Here is a 14518-nt window from a genome sequence, read left to right as displayed (position 1 = left end):
TGCTTGAGCTGGCGGGCTTTGCCCTCGGGGGTCGACGACGACGGCTGTCGCGTCGGAGCTCAGGGCCAGCGTCGAGGCTGGCCCAGGATCATCGAAGAAGCGACAGCACTTGCTGCGGTTGCTGGTTGGCTTGGGCAATCATGGCCGTACCCGCCTGCTGCAGGATCTGCGCGCGGCTCAGGTTGGCGGTTTCCATGGCGTAGTCGGCATCCATGATGCGGCTGCGGGCGGCGGACTGGTTTTCGACCGCGGTGCCCAGGCTTTCGATCACGGCGTCGAAGCGGTTTTGGGCGGCGCCGAAGGTCGAACGGGCCACGTTGACCTGGGCGATGGCCTGGTCGATCTTGGCGATCGAATCCAGGGCGCCCTTGGTGCCGGTGCCGGTGTAGGCATCGAAGGTCGCGCCGGTGCCGGCCGCGCCCACGTTCGAGATGTCGGTGTTGGTCGTGTTGGCCACTTCAGCCAGGGCGCCGTCGTTCTTGCCGACTGCCGTGGTGGTGCCCAGCATGTTCTGGCCGCTGATGGTGATGGTGTCGTTGGCCGTCGCGTTGGCACCGACCTGGAAGTTGAACGACGTCGTGTTGGTCAGCACCGCCTGGCCGTTGAAGGTCGTGTTGGTGCTCAGGCGGGTGATTTCGCTCTGCAACTGCGTGAACTCGTTGTTCAGCGCGGTGCGGTCGTCGGTGTTGTTGGTACCGTTGGCGGACTGCACGGCCAGTTCACGCATGCGCTGCAGCATGTCGTTGACTTTGCCCAGGGCGCCTTCAGCCGTCTGCGACAGCGAAATACCGTCGTTGGCGTTACGGATGGCGACATTCATTCCCTTGACCTGGGAATTCATGCGTTCCGCGATGGCCAGGCCGGCGGCGTCGTCACGTGCGGAGTTCACCCGCAGGCCGGACGACAGACGTTGCATGGAGGTGGCCAGCGAGCTTTGTGCGGAGCTGGCATTGCGCTGCGCGTTGAGCGACAGCAGGTTGGTATTGATAACTGCGGGCATGATGCGCTTCCTTTTAGCTAGAGATGACCCGGCAAAGCGCCGGCGAAGACCCGAGTGCCCGGGTGAGGCACCCGTGCTGCCCACGCAGACTCGCCTTACTAACTAATAGGCAAGCCCTTGTGGCTACGCCCGACGCCAGTCAACCGTTGAAGCTCGTCCGCCGCCTGAGCTTTGGACATCGCCTCGGCTTTCCAGCCGGACCACGGAACCGTTGCCGGCGCCGTTGCAATGGCTATCGGACGGGCCGACACGTTTCTTGAGTCGCTTTTGTCAAGGGGCGTGATCTTTTGAACAGAGGCATCTGCAAAGCCTTGTTCATCGGATCAGCCGGATGAAGATTTTTTGGCCTGCTCGGGCCTGCCTTTTCGTTGGATCGGTCGTCTGAGGCCTGCCTAAAGTCCGCTCCATCCCGGCCGAACCCGCACGCCGGACTGGAGCCTGCGATGCCCGCCTTGTCCGCCTCGACCCGTCAAAAAGCTGTTCACCTTCCCGCCGCCGCCACGCCGCCGGAAGAACCCCTGATGCTGCTGGCCCGCGCCCGCAATGCTGCCTTTGCCGAGGCTGCCCGAGGCAATCTGGGCCAGGGCCTGGGCATCCTGCAGGACGCCCTGGCCGACGAACCCATGAGCCACGAGCTGCTGGCCGACATGGGCGCGCTGCTGCTCGTGGCCGGCCGCCACGACCAGGCCGCGGCCAGTGCCGAGCGCGCGCTGAAGATCCAGCCCGATCACGGTCCCAGCCTGTACACCCTGGGCTTTGCGTTGTCCGGCCGCGGTGAGAAGAAGCGGGCGATCGAGGTGCTGACTGCGCTGCAGTCGGGCCCCGGCGCTGACAGCCTGCGCGCCGAGTCGCCAGAACTGATGCCGGTCGCCATGATGGAATTGCACCGCTTGCACCGCTTGCAGCGCGGCTGACGCGACAAATTTCACACCTTCAAGGCCCCGGCCAGCGCGAGCTGCCGGGGCCTTGGTTTTTGGGCGCCGGCAAGCCCGACGCGGCTGTAGGAATTTGGCTGACAAGGGCTTCCAGAAAAGGTGACGTGGCGCACCGACGCAGCCTGATATCGCGAAAGAAGAGGGGTCAACACAATCCGTTTCACTGATCCGCAACACCCCATCACCTCTGACGGAAGCCGCCATGAACACCGACCAAATGCTCGCCGAGATCCGTGAAGCCAACCTGTCCTACCTGATGCTGGCCCAGAGCCTGATCCGCGCCGACCGCGAACAGGCCCTGTACCGCCTGGGCATCAGCGAGGACACGGCCACGCTGATTGGCACGCTGAGCCCGGCGCAGATCATGAAGATCGCTTCCGGCAACACGCTGCTGTGCGCCTTCCGCATGAGTGACGACCTGGTGTGGGGCCTGCTGACCAACCACAGCAAGCCCGGTGCGAACGAGAGCGTCAGCCGCCTGCACGCCTCCATCCTGATCGCCGGCCGCCACGAGCACGCCTGATCTAGAACCGCCCTTACTGATTCCGGAGCCACACCATGCGCGTCAAAAGCATCCTCACCGAAGCCAAGCAGATCGACCGTGCCGTTCAGCTGATCCACCTCGGTGCCCGCCTGCAGGTGCTGGAGTCGGAAACCGATCTGTCCTACGAGCGTCTGCTGCGCCTCTATAAGGAAGTGAGCGGCAAGTCGCCGTCCAAGGGCCAGTTGCCCTTCTCGACCGACTGGTTCATGACTTGGCAGCCCAACATCCACGCCAGCCTCTTCCTGAACATCCACGAGTACCTGAACAAGGCCGCGGAGATGGACGAGATCGACACCGTCATCAAGGCCTACCAGCTCTACCAGGAGCAGACGACGGCCCAGGGCCTGGAAGCCATGCTGTCGGTCACGCGTGCCTGGCGCCTGGTCAAGTTCGTCGACAACGGCATGCTGACCCTGACCAAGTGCGCCAAGTGCAATGGCCAGTTCGTCACCCACCCGCACGAGATCGCCCGCCATTTCGTCTGCGGCCTGTGCAACCCGCCCGCACGCGCTGGCAAGGGCCGCGCGCAGGGTTCCATCCAGATGCACTAACTCACACTCCGCTACCCTCTCGGGTATGTGGATTGCTCGCTGGCCGCTGCCCGCTCTGCTGAGCTGGCTGGCGGCCTGGTTCATTTATGCGGCCGCGCTTTTTGCCGGCCTGTCACCCGGCCCGGCCTTGGCGCTGGGTGCAGCCGTCGCCGCAGCCTTGGGTTGGCTGAATGGCGAGCGCTGGCGCCGCCTCATCGTCGCCCTGGGCTTCCCGGCCTCCGTGCTGGCCCTGGGCTGGCAGGGCGGCGCGTCTGGCCTGCTGTGGCTGGCGCCGCTGGTGCTGCTGTGGTGGCTCTACCCGCGCCGCAGCTGGTCCGAGGCGCCCCTGTTCCCGACCCCCCGCGGCGCGCTGGCCCGTTTGCCGGCACTGGCGCCCCTGTCGCCGGGTGCGCGCGTGCTGGACGCCGGCTGCGGTGTCGGCGATGGCCTGCGTGAATTGCTGCACGTCTACCCACAAGCCCGCGTCGAGGGCGTCGAATGGAGCCGGCCCCTGGCCTTGCTGGCGCGCTGGCGCGTGCGCGGCGCCATGGTGCGCCAGGGCGACCTGTGGGCCGACGACTGGGCGCCGTTCGCCCTGGTCTATGTCTTCCAGCGGCCCGAGTCCATGCCTCGTGTCTGGGCGAAGGCCTGCGCCGAGCAGGCGCCGGGATCCTGGCTGGTCAGCCTGGACTTTGCCGTGCCCGATGTGGTGCCCGTGGCCAGCTGGCAGCTGCCGGGTGGGCAACCCGTATGGTTGTATGCAACTGTAGGGAAAGCCGTCTCAAAGGGGCCCAATTGAAAGTACTGCCGCAACTGACGCGCGGCATACTTGCTCAAGCCCCCCGGCTCCGGGCCGATATGGCCTGAACACCCCAAACTCAACCGCGCATGTTCGTCATCATCGGCTGGGCCATTTCCATGGTCTGCATCTTCGGCGTGTTCATCGCTCACGGCGGGAACATCGGCGTCATCCTGCACGCCTTGCCCTTCGAGATGATCACCATCTTCGGCGCGGCCATCGGCGCCTTCCTGGCCAACAACCAGATGAAGGTCGTCAAGGCGACGGCCGCCGGCTTGGGGCTTTGCTTCAAGGGCAGCAAATACAGCAAGGCCCGCTACATGGAGCTGCTGGCGCTGATGTACGACATCCTGCAGAAGGCGCGCAAGGAAGGCCTGATGTCCATTGAAAAGGACGTCGAGGACCCGCACAACAGCCCGCTGTTCCAGAAGTACGCGACGGTGGGCAACGACCACCATGTCACCGAATTCATCACCGACTACCTGCGCATGATGGTGTCAGGCAACCTGAACGCCCATGAGATCGAGTCGCTGATGGACAGCGAGATCGAGACCCACCACCAGGAGGAGCACGCCGCCGTGGCCGCGCTGCAGCGCCTGGCGGGCGGCCTGCCGGCCTTTGGCATCGTGGCCGCCGTGCTGGGCGTCGTGAACACCATGGGCTCGGTCGGCCAGCCGCCGGCGGTGCTGGGCGGCATGATCGGCTCGGCGCTGGTCGGCACATTCCTCGGCATCCTGCTGGCCTACGGCTTCGCCGAGCCGCTGGCCGGCCTGCTGGAACAAAAGGTCGAGGACGGCGGCAAGGAATTCCAGTGCATCAAGACGACGCTGCTGGCCAGCATGCAGGGCTATGCGCCCCAGGTGGCCATCGAATTCGGCCGCAAGGTGCTGTTCTCGGGTGACCGGCCGTCGTTCACGGAACTCGAAGGCCACGTCAAGAAGAAATGACCCCCCCCCGAAGCGCCTTCGGCGCTCCCCCCCAGGGGGGCGCACCCAGTGGCCTGGCAAAGCCAGTTCCACGGCTGCCGCTTGAGGGCGGCGGCGCTTCGCGCGCCGGAAACACGGAGACCGTCTGATGGCTGGCGACGCAAAGAAGTTACAGCCCATCATCATCAAAAAGGTGAAGAAGGGCGGCCATGCGGTGCATGGCGGTGCGTGGAAGATCGCGTATGCCGACTTCGTCACGGCCATGATGGCGTTCTTCCTGCTGATGTGGCTGCTCGGCTCCACGACCGAGGGCGACAAGAAGGGCATTGCCGACTTCTTCCAGTCGCCCCTGAAGGTGGCGATGCTGGGCGGCTCGGGCTCGGGGGACTCCTCCAGCGTCATCCGCGGCGGCGGCAAGGACCTCACGCGCGAGACCGGCCAGGTCAAGGAAGGCGAGAGCGCCGCCAAGCGCGCCAGCTACACCTTGCGTGCGCTGAAGGAAGAACAGCGCAAGGCCGAGAAGGCGCGGCTGGAGCAGCTCAAGACCAAGGTCGAGGAAGTGCTGGCCGAGAACCCCAAGCTCGCCGCTTTAGGCGGTCAGATCCGCCTGGACATGACCAAGGAAGGCCTGCGCATCCAGATCGTCGACGAGGGCAACCGGCCGATGTTCGACAGTGGCAGTGCCGTCGTGAAGCCCTATATGCGTGAACTGCTGCGCGAGCTCGGCAGCGTGCTGACCGAGGTGCCCAACCGCCTGACGGTGGAGGGGCATACCGACGCCCAGGCCTTCCCCGGCGGCGACAAGGGCTACAGCAACTGGGAGTTGTCGGCCGACCGCGCCAATGCCTCGCGCCGTGAGCTCGTCGCGGGCGGGCTGTCGGAGGCGCGCATGCTGCGCGTGCAAGGCCTGGCCGCCAGCAAGCTGCTCGACGCCAAGGACCCCAACGGCGCGCTGAACCGGCGCATCAGCATCATCGTCATGAACCGCGACGCCGAAGACGCCGTGCTGAAGAACGTGCCCGACGAGCCCGAAGCCGACGCAGCGCCTGCGCAGACCGAGTCCACGCAAGTGCCGCAGAACGGAAAAATGCCGCAAACTCAATCGTCGGCGCCGGCTCGCTAGAAACTAGACTGCGTGCTGACCCTGAAATACCGCCTGCACCCGAGAGAGGATCGCCATGAGCACTGATATGAAATTCCTGGTCGTCGACGACTTCTCCACCATGCGCCGCATCGTGCGCGGCCTGCTCAAGGAGATTGGCTACAACAACTGCGAAGAGGCCGAGGACGGCGTCGAGGCGTTGAACATGCTCAAGGGCGCCAAGTTCGATTTCGTCGTCAGCGACATCAACATGCCCAACATGACGGGCTTCGAGTTGCTGAAGGCCATCAAGGAAGACCCCAACCTCAAGCACCTGCCCGTGCTGATGGTTACCGCCGAGGCGCGCAAGGAAGACATCGTGCTGGCCGCCCAGTCGGGTGCTGCGGGCTACATCGTCAAGCCCTTTACGAAGGCGACGCTGGAAGAAAAAGTCCTCAAGATCATGCAGAAGCTGGCCGCCGCGGCCTGACAACACCAAAAGGGGACTGTCATGTCGATGGATCAACTGGAGCAGTTGGGCAAGGCCCAGGAGCCGCTGCTCGTCTCGCCCGAAGTCTTTCAGCAACTTGGCACCATCACGCGCACGCTGCACGACACCATGCAGCGCCTGGGCGTCATGCCCAAGCTGCAGGTGGCCACCGACGGCCTGCCCGATGCGCGCAGCCGCCTGAGCTACATCGCGGAGAAGACCGCCGCCGCCGCCGAAAAGGTGCTGAACTCCGTCGACCAGGCCAAGGGCGAGCACGCCGGCATCAGCCGGGCGACCAAGGAATTGGCTGCTGCCATCGTTGCCGATCCGGTGCGCGCCGTTGCCAGTGGCGCCGTGATGAACTTCGTCAAGGATGTCGAGAACCGCACCGCGAGCATTGACGGCCATCTGACGGACATCATGCTGGCCCAGGACTTCCATGACCTGACCGGCCAGGTGGTGGCCAAGGTCGTGAAGCTGGCCAACGACCTGGAAGACAGCCTCGTCAAGCTGCTGGTGCAGGTCGTGCCGCCCGAGCAGCGCGAGAAGGTCGACCCGACCATCCTGCAGGGCCCGGTCGTCAACGCCGAGGGTCGTACCGACGTCGTCACGAACCAGGGCGAGGTCGACGATCTGCTGGCCAGTCTCGGCTTCTGAAGCGCTTCGCGCTCCCCGCATCAAGCCCGCCGTTCGGCGGGCTTTTTCTTGTCCCGAAATGGGTGATGCCGCTCGCTGGGTGGGCGGCAGGCTTCTGCTACAAACGCCGCCGCGCCCGCAGACGGGCGGGCATCAACAACATCAGGGAAGTCAAATGATCCGAATCAAACAGGGGGCTGTCGCCCTGGCGGCCGCCATGCTGGCCGTCGCATCACCGCTGGCCCAGGCTCAATCCAGTGCGCCGGACTCGCGCATCGGTTGGTACGGCGACGTTGCCGTCGGTGGCACCCACTATGAGTCCGAACCCGGCTTCATCCTCTGCCGCTGCCGCAAAGGCAGTGCCACCTCCCTCAAGGTCGGCGCCGGCTACCGCTTCGGCGTCTCCGCCGTCGAGGCTTGGTACGTGGACTTCGGCAAGGCAAATTTCGGCGCCGACTTCTACGGCCCGGCCACCTCGGCACATTTCCGTGCTGCCGTACTGGGCGGCGCCTGGGCCGTGCGGTGGGGGCAGCATGTCGAGGCCACCTGGCGCGCCGGCGCCGCCTTCGTCAATGCTTCTGCCGGCGGCAGCACCAAGCATGACGTGCGGCCCACGCTGGGCTTTTCCATCGGCTGGCGCACCACCGAAACCGCGACGCTGGAATTGAGCTGGGACTATCTTCGCGCCAGCGATGCCAGTGGCGCCCGTACCGACGCCGTGCCCATCACGCTGGGGTTCCGCCAGCGCTTCTGAACGCGCCAGGGCCGCCCGGCTTTTCTCTTTGGCGCCTCAGTCGGCCTGCGCTTCGGGCGGCAGCTCGCGGATGGCCTGATTGAGCTTGTCCAGCGTCTGTGGTTTGACTTGCAGGGAGCAGGCCAGGTAGCGAAGTTCCCCGCGCGGCATGTCGGCGAACTCGATGCGCACCAGGGGCAGGGGGGCGAATTCGGGGTCCTTGCGCAGCCAGTTCAGGTCTTCCTCGTCGATCAGCATGTAGTCGGCGCGGCGGACTCCCACCATGCGCGCCAGCTGCAGTGGCGCCAGCTGGGCGCGCAAGGGCGGCTTGGCTGCCGTGGCGAGGAACTGGTCCAGCTGCGGGCCGTAAGACACACCATCCAGAACGCCGGGTTGCAGCGAAGCATCGGCAAAAAGCTGGGCGACGCGCGGGATGGCGCGGATCTGTGCCGCGACGCTGGCATGGGCCAGCACGACATGCGGCCGGTCGCGGTGGATGGGCAGGGAGAAGCGGGCAAAGGCCTCGCGCTCGGGGTTCTTGTACAGGCCCGGTGAACACAGCGCCGCCAGGTTGGCCTGCAGATTCTGAAGCGTGCGGCGGATCGGCACCTCGGCATAACGGGCCTCGATGCCGGCGCGCTTGAGCAGCTTGGCGGTGCGCTCCATCAGGAAGCCGGCCGGCTTGCCGTCCACCGTGTAGCTGTAGGGCGGCTTGTCGCGGTACTCGATGGCCAACGGTTCCGCCTGGGCCAGGGCTGCGCCGGCGCAGGACGCGGCCAACAGCGTGAGCAGGCGGGCAGAGCGGGGCACGGTCCGAGATTAGCGTGAGCCGCGCCGGCCTCGCCACCCTGGCGGCGGCAATCCTGCACACCTGGTCCGGCGCGCTGCGGCCCGGCTGGGATTAGCCGGGCATCCACCCTGCTTTTCTCGCTCAAGTTTCAGCGGCTGCCTCGAACAATTCGGTTCAGCTGCAGCACCACCATGGCCGACCACGACGCACAGGATCGCAACTTACCCGCCTCGCCCAAGAAGATCGAAAGATCCCGGGCCGAGGGCCAGTTGCCGCGCTCGCGCGACCTGCCGCATTTCGCCATGATGGTCGCTGGCGGCGCCGTGCTGTCGGTGGGCGCGCCGCAGATTGTCGAGAAGCTGCGCCAGATGCTGATCACCGGCCTGCATTTCGACGCCCGCCTGCTGGCGCAAAAGGGTTTCATGGGCGAGCGGCTGGCTGAGATGACGCTGGCCTTCGCCGCCGTCATGGGGCCGATCGCCGCGGTGCTGGTGATCGTCGGCATCGCCAGCAACCTGGCCAGCGGCGGCTGGAACTGGACGATGAAGCCGCTCGCGCCCAAGTTCAGCCATCTCAACCCCCTCGCCGGCCTGGGCCGCTTGTTCACCGGCCAGGGGTTCGGCTCGGCCCTGAAGGCCGTGCTGCTGGCCCTGGTGCTGGGCATCGTCGGCGCGATGGTGCTGAAGGACCGCCTGGCGGCCTATGTCGGCATCATGTCCGTGCCGTTGCCGTCCGCCCTGGCCTACGCGGGCCAGCAGCTGATGGGGGGCCTCGGCCTGCTGGCCGTCGCGCTGGCGGTGTTTGCCGCCATCGACGTGCCGCTGCAACGCCAGCTCTGGCTGCGCCGCATGCGCATGAGCCGCGAAGAGGTCAAGCAGGAAATGAAGGAGGTTGAAGGCAACCTCGAGATCAAGGCCAAGATGCGCGCCATCATGCGCGAAATGGCCAAGCGCCGCATGCTGGCCGCCGTGCCGCAGGCCGACCTGGTGGTCATGAACCCGACCCACTACGCCGTCGCGCTGAAGTACGAGGAAGGCAAGATGGCCGCGCCCAAGGTCATCGCCAAGGGCGCCGACCTGCTGGCCATGAAGATCCGCGACCTGGCCAAGGAGAGCAAGGTGCCGGTGCTGCAGCAGCCGGTGCTGGCCCGCGCCCTCTACGCCCATGCCAAGGTCGACCACGAGATTCCCGCCGCGCTGTTCGGTGCCGTGGCCCAGGTGCTGGCGTACGTTTACCAGCTGCGCGCCGCCCTGGCCTCGCGCAACATGGCCCGCCCGGATGTGCCGCATCCGCATGTGCCGCCGGAGCTCGACCCGCACAACAAGCCGGGCTGGGCACCCGAGCCCGAGGAAGACTTCACGGAGTGAGCGCTGCGGGGAGAACAGCCCGGCTTTCCCGCCGTTTCTCCGGCTCAAGTTTTCCGGGCCGCCGCGAAGAATGCAGGTGAGACCAGACCTGCCGCATGAATAAGCTCACCGCCAAACTCCAAGCCCTGCTCGGCCCACGCGCGGGCATCATCGCCGCGCTCGGCGCGCCCATCGCGGTGCTGCTCGTGCTGTCCATGATGGTGCTGCCGCTGCCGCCCTTCGCGCTGGACCTGCTGTTCACCTTCAACATCGCGATGGCCGTGATGGTCATGATGGTCGCCGCCCACATGGTGCGGCCGCTGGACTTCGCGGCCTTCCCGACCGTGCTGCTGCTGACCACGCTGATGCGGCTGTCGCTGAACGTCGCCTCCACGCGCGTGGTGCTGCTGGAGGGCCACACTGGCACGGGCGCCGCCGGCAAGGTCATCGAATCGTTCGGCCACTTCCTGATCGGCGGCAATTTCGCGGTCGGCCTGATCGTCTTCGCCATCCTGGTGGTCATCAATTTCATCGTCGTGACCAAGGGCGCTGAGCGCATCGCCGAAGTCGGTGCGCGCTTCACGCTGGACGCAATGCCCGGCAAGCAGATGGCCGTGGACGCCGACCTGAACGCCGGCCTCATCAACGAAGCGGAGGCCAAGCGCCGCCGCGTGGAACTCTCCGACGAGGCCGACTTCTTCGGCTCCATGGACGGTGCCAGCAAGTTCGTGCGTGGCGACGCGGTCGCCGGCATGCTGATCTTGGCCATCAACATCGTCGGCGGCTTCATCATTGGCGTGGCCCAGCATGGCCTGTCCGCCGGCCAGGCCGCCGACAGCTACATCCTGCTGGCCGTCGGTGACGCGCTGGTGGCCCAGGTGCCGGCCCTGCTGATCTCGGTCGCGGCTGCCATGGTGGTGTCGCGCGTTGGCACGGACAAGGACATCGGCAGCCAGATCGGCAAGCAGGTGTTCGGCTCGGCCAAGTCGCTGGCCATCACGGCCGGCGTCATCGCCGCGCTGGGGCTGATCCCGGGCATGCCCCACGTCGTCTTCCTGCTGATCGCCGCCGGCCTGGGCTACCTGGCCTACTGGCTGCGCAGCAAGGAGCAGGCGCTGGAAGCCGCCAAGGCCGTCAAGCCCATCATGCCCAGCAGCGAAGGCGCCGGCGAAGCGAGCTGGGAAGACCTGGTGCCGGTCGACACCCTGGGCCTGGAGGTCGGCTACCGCCTCATCACCCTGGTCGACAAGAGCAAGGAAGGCGACCTCCTGAGCCGCATCAAGGGCGTGCGCCGCAAGTTCGCGCAGGAAGTCGGCTTCCTGCCGCCGCCGGTGCACATCCGTGACAACCTGGAGCTGCGCCCCAGCCAGTACCGCATCTCGCTGCGCGGCGCCGTTGTCGGCGAGGCCGAGGCCTTCCCCGGCATGTGGCTGGCCATCAACCCCGGCCATGCGACGCAAAAGCTCATCGGCACGCCGACGACCGACCCCGCCTTCGGCCTGCCGGCCGTGTGGATCGAGGAGCGGCAAAAGGAGATGGCCCAAATGAGCGGGTTTACGGTCGTTGATTGCTCGACCGTGGTGGCCACCCATCTTTCACACTTGATGCAAGTGCACGCGGCCAAGTTGTTGGGCCGCGTGGAGACACAAGCCCTGGTGGAACACCTCACCAAGCAGGCGCCGCAATTGATCGAAGACGTGATTCCCAAGATGGTCAGCATCGCCACACTGCAACGCGTTCTCCAGCTGCTGCTGGAGGAGGGCGTGCACGTCCGCGACATGCGCTCCATCGTCGAATGCCTGGCCGAGCATGCCGCCGCCGTCACCGACCCCGTCGAGCTGGCACGCCGCATCCGCACCCATATCGCGCCGGCCATCGTGCAGCAGATCTACGGCTCCACCAAGGAGCTGGACGTCATCGCGCTCGAGCCCGAGCTGGAGCGCCTCGTCACCCAGGCCCTCAATTCGCCGCACGGCGCAGCACTCGACCCGGGCGTGGCCGACACGCTGGCGCGCAGCGCCGCCGAGAACGCCCAGAAGCAGGAAGACCGCGGCGTGCCCGCCACGTTGCTGGTCCCCGACCTGATCCGCGCGCCCATGGCGCGCCTGCTCAGGCGCGCCGCGCCCCGCCTCAAGGTGCTCGGCCACAGCGAGATTCCTGAGACCCACACCATCCGCATCGGCTCCATCATCGGAGGCACAGCATGAACGTCCGCAAATTCACCGCTCGCACATCCCGCGAGGCGCTCGCGCTCGTCAAGCAGGCGTTCGGCGCCGACGCCGTCGTGCTGTCCAACAAGACCGTGCCAGAAGGCGTCGAGGTGCTGGCGATGGCGCCGGAAGGCATGGGGCAGATCGAGCAGATGGCCCACAGTGCGCCGCGCAGCCAGCCCCGCCCGCAGGTGCCGCCGCCCACCGTGCAACCGCAGGCGCCTGCCGCCCGTGCCAATTTCGCCGACCGCTCCCGCATGGAGCCCAGCTTCGGCAGCCCCGAGGTGAGTGGCGACGTCGAGCAACTCGCCATGAGCACGCTGAGCTTCCAGGACTATGTGCGCGAGCGCGTGCTGCGCCGCCGCCAGGCCGAGATGACGGGCCAGCCCGATCCCATCGCAACGGCACCGCGGATCGCCCCGCCGCCGACCCAGCCGGCGGCTACCTCCCTGGACGCCGCCCGCCAGCAGCGCGAGCGCCGCGCCGCCGAGGCCATTGCCGCGCTGGCACCCAAGCGCGCCGCTGCACCGGTTCAATCTCAGCCTCAGCCTAAACCTCGCCCGGCGCCGCCCGTGCTGCGCGACGAGATCCGCATCCCGTCAGCCAGTTCGCAACGCGCGGTGCCGCAGCTCAGCGACATCGGTGCCGTGGAGCCCATGCCGCTGCCCGGCCAGCCCAATGCCAGCCAGCGCAACCAGATGGACATGGCTTCCGAGCTGCGCCAGATGCGTGGCCTGATCGAAGAACGTTTTTCGTCGCTGGCCTTCATGGAAAAGCTGCAGCGCCAGCCCGTGCAGGCGCGTCTGACGCAAAAGCTGCTGGAACTGGGCTTCAGCCCGGCCCTGGTTCGCAAGCTGGCCGAGAGCTGCCCGTCCGAGTTCAAGCCCGGCTCGCCCGCCGACCCGGCCGACGAGACCGCCTGGGCCGCCCATGTGCTGTCACGCAACCTGCATACCGATGAGGCCGCCCCGGCCATCGAGGACCGCGGCGGCGTGTTCGCGCTGATCGGCTCCACCGGCGTCGGCAAGACGACGACGACCGCCAAGCTGGCTGCCCACTTCGCCACCAAGTTCGGTGCCAGCCAGCTCGGCCTCATCACACTGGACGCCTACCGCATTGGCGCCCACGAGCAGCTGCGCGCCTACGGCCGCATCCTCGGCGTGCCCGTGCACACCGCCCACGACCGCGCCTCGCTCGATGACCTGCTCGACCTGCTGTCCAGCAAGAAGCTGGTGCTCATCGACACCGCCGGCATGGCCCAGCGCGACAGCCGCACCCAGGAGCTGCTGGAGATGCTGGCCCACCCCAGCATCAAGAAGCTGCTCGTCATCAACGCAGCCCAGCAGGGTGAAACCATTGAAGACGTCGTCAACGCCTGGAAGGGCGCGGCCTGCGAAGGCGTCGTGCTCAGCAAGATCGACGAAGCCGTCAAGCTCGCCCCGGCCCTGGACACCCTGATCCGCCACAAGCTCAAGGTGCTGGGCGTGGCCAATGGCCAGCGCGTGCCGGAAGACTGGCACCGCCTGCCCAGCGTCGGCCTGGTGCAGCGCGCGCTCAAGGGCGCCGCCTCGGGCGCCTGGCGCATGGACAACACCGACGTCAATCTCATCTTTGCCGGTGCGCCGCTGACCGAAGGCATGAGGGCAGTCCACTGATGTCCATCATGCAAGACCAAGCCCACGGCCTGCGGCGGCTGTTCGCCGCCTCCAAGACCCGCTTCGTGCCGGTTGTCAGCAATCCGCGCGTCATGGGGGCCGGCGTGCTGCTGGAAGGCCTGTGCGCGGCCTTTGCCGAGCTGAACCTGAACACCCTGGTCGTCGACGCCGGTGAACACTCGGCCAAGCCCTCGGAGCTGGCCAGCGTCGATCTGTCCAACTGCATCGAGCGCCTGTCGCCCAAGGTGTCCTACCTTGCCGCGCGCGGGCTGCCGCTGCGCCACATCAATGCCCATGGTTCGGCGGCTTCCTTTCTGGAGGCCGTGGCTGACGCCGCACCCGACGCCGACGTCATCCTGCTGCACGCCCCGGCGGCCGAACTCGCCCGCATCGTGGCCCTGCGAGAGGTGCGCCCGCTGTTGCTGGCTGATACCGAGCCCGCCAGCGTCACGGAAGCCTACGCGGGCATGAAATGGCTCACACAACGAGCGGGGCTGATGGTCTACAGTCTGCTGATGGCCTGCCACCCTCAACTGCGCGTGGCCACCCGCATCGCGCAACAGCTTCATTCCTGCGCCGACGGCTTCCTCGGCGCGGTGCTGCGCGATTGGGCCTGCCTGGACCCAAGAGCCTCCCAGCACGCACCACTCACGCCTGAACTGCGCCATCTCGCCCGCGAGCTGCTGCTTGCAGCTCCCCCGGGAGCGGCCGTTGACGCCGCCTCCGACGCGACTCCGCTGCGCCCGGCGCGCAAGGCGTCTTCCCCGTTCATCGCTGCGCATTGATCTCGCCGGAGACCAAACATGATGCCCCCACGCTCACTGCGTTCGCTGCCCCCCGCGG

Annotated in this window: 15 protein-coding genes; 13 read left to right on the top strand and 2 right to left on the bottom strand. The window is 66.8% G+C overall.

The features are described 5' to 3' along the window. Positions 1–88 precede the first annotated feature (88 nt). The gene (locus tag ACXJLH_RS14095; protein ID WP_056199247.1) at positions 89–1000 is read right to left on the bottom strand and encodes a flagellin N-terminal helical domain-containing protein; all 912 of its coding nucleotides are present in this window, start codon (positions 998–1000) and stop codon (positions 89–91) included. Positions 1001–1443: 443 nt separating this feature from the next. Between ACXJLH_RS14095 and ACXJLH_RS14090 the strand changes: the two genes are divergently transcribed. The 9 genes from ACXJLH_RS14090 to ACXJLH_RS14050 all read left to right on the top strand — a co-directional run bounded on the left by ACXJLH_RS14090 (position 1444) and on the right by ACXJLH_RS14050 (position 7695). Further along, positions 1444–1914 (top strand): tetratricopeptide repeat protein, encoded by a 471-nt coding sequence (locus tag ACXJLH_RS14090; RefSeq protein WP_457444748.1) that lies wholly within the window; start codon positions 1444–1446, stop codon positions 1912–1914. A 223-nt stretch (positions 1915–2137) separates the two neighbouring features. Then, positions 2138–2458: a flagellar transcriptional regulator FlhD gene (flhD, locus tag ACXJLH_RS14085; protein ID WP_056199242.1), complete on the top strand. Its 321-nt coding sequence runs from the start codon at positions 2138–2140 to the stop codon at positions 2456–2458. A 35-nt stretch (positions 2459–2493) separates the two neighbouring features. Further along, positions 2494–3030 carry a flagellar transcriptional regulator FlhC gene (gene flhC / locus ACXJLH_RS14080; RefSeq protein WP_056199239.1) on the top strand — a complete coding sequence of 179 codons (537 nt, stop codon included), beginning with the start codon at positions 2494–2496 and terminating at the stop codon, positions 3028–3030. A gap of 25 nt (positions 3031–3055) precedes the next feature. Then, positions 3056–3808 carry a class I SAM-dependent methyltransferase gene (locus ACXJLH_RS14075; RefSeq protein ID WP_457444746.1) on the top strand — a complete coding sequence of 251 codons (753 nt, stop codon included), beginning with the start codon at positions 3056–3058 and terminating at the stop codon, positions 3806–3808. A gap of 89 nt (positions 3809–3897) precedes the next feature. Beyond that, positions 3898–4755 carry a flagellar motor stator protein MotA gene (gene motA / locus ACXJLH_RS14070; protein WP_457444744.1) on the top strand — a complete coding sequence of 286 codons (858 nt, stop codon included), beginning with the start codon at positions 3898–3900 and terminating at the stop codon, positions 4753–4755. Between the two features lie 127 nt (positions 4756–4882). Next, entirely contained in the window at positions 4883–5857 is a 975-nt protein-coding gene (motB, locus tag ACXJLH_RS14065; RefSeq protein ID WP_056199229.1) for a flagellar motor protein MotB, read from the top strand. Positions 5858–5912: 55 nt separating this feature from the next. Next, positions 5913–6305, top strand: a complete 393-nt coding sequence (gene cheY / locus ACXJLH_RS14060; protein ID WP_056199225.1) for a chemotaxis response regulator CheY — start codon at positions 5913–5915, stop codon at positions 6303–6305. Between the two features lie 27 nt (positions 6306–6332). Beyond that, positions 6333–6962: a protein phosphatase CheZ gene (locus ACXJLH_RS14055; RefSeq protein WP_157255979.1), complete on the top strand. Its 630-nt coding sequence runs from the start codon at positions 6333–6335 to the stop codon at positions 6960–6962. 154 nt (positions 6963–7116) lie between these two features. After that, positions 7117–7695 carry a hypothetical protein gene (locus ACXJLH_RS14050; protein ID WP_056199218.1) on the top strand — a complete coding sequence of 193 codons (579 nt, stop codon included), beginning with the start codon at positions 7117–7119 and terminating at the stop codon, positions 7693–7695. Between the two features lie 36 nt (positions 7696–7731). On the opposite strand, the gene ACXJLH_RS14045 is transcribed toward ACXJLH_RS14050, so the two are convergent. Then, a complete protein-coding gene (locus ACXJLH_RS14045; protein ID WP_056199216.1) occupies positions 7732–8484 on the bottom strand; it encodes a substrate-binding periplasmic protein in 753 nt (250 codons plus the stop codon). 171 nt (positions 8485–8655) lie between these two features. On the opposite strand from ACXJLH_RS14045, the gene flhB reads away from it, so the two are divergent. The 4 genes from flhB to ACXJLH_RS14025 all read left to right on the top strand — a co-directional run bounded on the left by flhB (position 8656) and on the right by ACXJLH_RS14025 (position 14460). Then, on the top strand, positions 8656–9831 hold the full coding sequence (gene flhB / locus ACXJLH_RS14040) for a flagellar biosynthesis protein FlhB (protein ID WP_056199212.1): 1176 nt from the start codon (positions 8656–8658) through the stop codon (positions 9829–9831). A gap of 95 nt (positions 9832–9926) precedes the next feature. After that, positions 9927–12017: a flagellar biosynthesis protein FlhA gene (gene flhA, locus ACXJLH_RS14035; RefSeq protein ID WP_056199209.1), complete on the top strand. Its 2091-nt coding sequence runs from the start codon at positions 9927–9929 to the stop codon at positions 12015–12017. Then, on the top strand, positions 12014–13675 hold the full coding sequence (flhF, locus tag ACXJLH_RS14030) for a flagellar biosynthesis protein FlhF (protein WP_457444741.1): 1662 nt from the start codon (positions 12014–12016) through the stop codon (positions 13673–13675). The genes flhA and flhF overlap by 4 nt, the downstream gene beginning before the upstream one ends. 8 nt (positions 13676–13683) lie before the next feature. Beyond that, the gene (locus ACXJLH_RS14025; protein WP_200955297.1) at positions 13684–14460 is read left to right on the top strand and encodes a flagellar biosynthesis protein; all 777 of its coding nucleotides are present in this window, start codon (positions 13684–13686) and stop codon (positions 14458–14460) included. The last annotated feature ends 58 nt before the right edge of the window (positions 14461–14518 follow it).

The sequence above is a fragment of the Roseateles sp. P5_E4 genome (assembly GCF_054049255.1).
This window is presented reverse-complemented; position numbering and strand designations above follow the sequence as displayed.

Bases quoted from the DNA above. Each gene is read 5' to 3' on its own strand.
- ACXJLH_RS14095 (WP_056199247.1), bottom strand. From the start codon at position 1,000: ATGCCCGCAGTTATCAATACCAACCTGCTGTCGCTCAACGCGCAGCGC.
- ACXJLH_RS14090 (WP_457444748.1), top strand. From the start codon at position 1,444: ATGCCCGCCTTGTCCGCCTCGACCCGTCAAAAAGCTGTTCACCTTCCC.
- flhD (WP_056199242.1), top strand. From the start codon at position 2,138: ATGAACACCGACCAAATGCTCGCCGAGATCCGTGAAGCCAACCTGTCC.
- flhC (WP_056199239.1), top strand. From the start codon at position 2,494: ATGCGCGTCAAAAGCATCCTCACCGAAGCCAAGCAGATCGACCGTGCC.
- ACXJLH_RS14075 (WP_457444746.1), top strand. From the start codon at position 3,056: ATGTGGATTGCTCGCTGGCCGCTGCCCGCTCTGCTGAGCTGGCTGGCG.
- motA (WP_457444744.1), top strand. From the start codon at position 3,898: ATGTTCGTCATCATCGGCTGGGCCATTTCCATGGTCTGCATCTTCGGC.
- motB (WP_056199229.1), top strand. From the start codon at position 4,883: ATGGCTGGCGACGCAAAGAAGTTACAGCCCATCATCATCAAAAAGGTG.
- cheY (WP_056199225.1), top strand. From the start codon at position 5,913: ATGAGCACTGATATGAAATTCCTGGTCGTCGACGACTTCTCCACCATG.
- ACXJLH_RS14055 (WP_157255979.1), top strand. From the start codon at position 6,333: ATGGATCAACTGGAGCAGTTGGGCAAGGCCCAGGAGCCGCTGCTCGTC.
- ACXJLH_RS14050 (WP_056199218.1), top strand. From the start codon at position 7,117: ATGATCCGAATCAAACAGGGGGCTGTCGCCCTGGCGGCCGCCATGCTG.
- flhB (WP_056199212.1), top strand. From the start codon at position 8,656: ATGGCCGACCACGACGCACAGGATCGCAACTTACCCGCCTCGCCCAAG.
- flhA (WP_056199209.1), top strand. From the start codon at position 9,927: ATGAATAAGCTCACCGCCAAACTCCAAGCCCTGCTCGGCCCACGCGCG.
- flhF (WP_457444741.1), top strand. From the start codon at position 12,014: ATGAACGTCCGCAAATTCACCGCTCGCACATCCCGCGAGGCGCTCGCG.
- ACXJLH_RS14025 (WP_200955297.1), top strand. From the start codon at position 13,684: ATGCAAGACCAAGCCCACGGCCTGCGGCGGCTGTTCGCCGCCTCCAAG.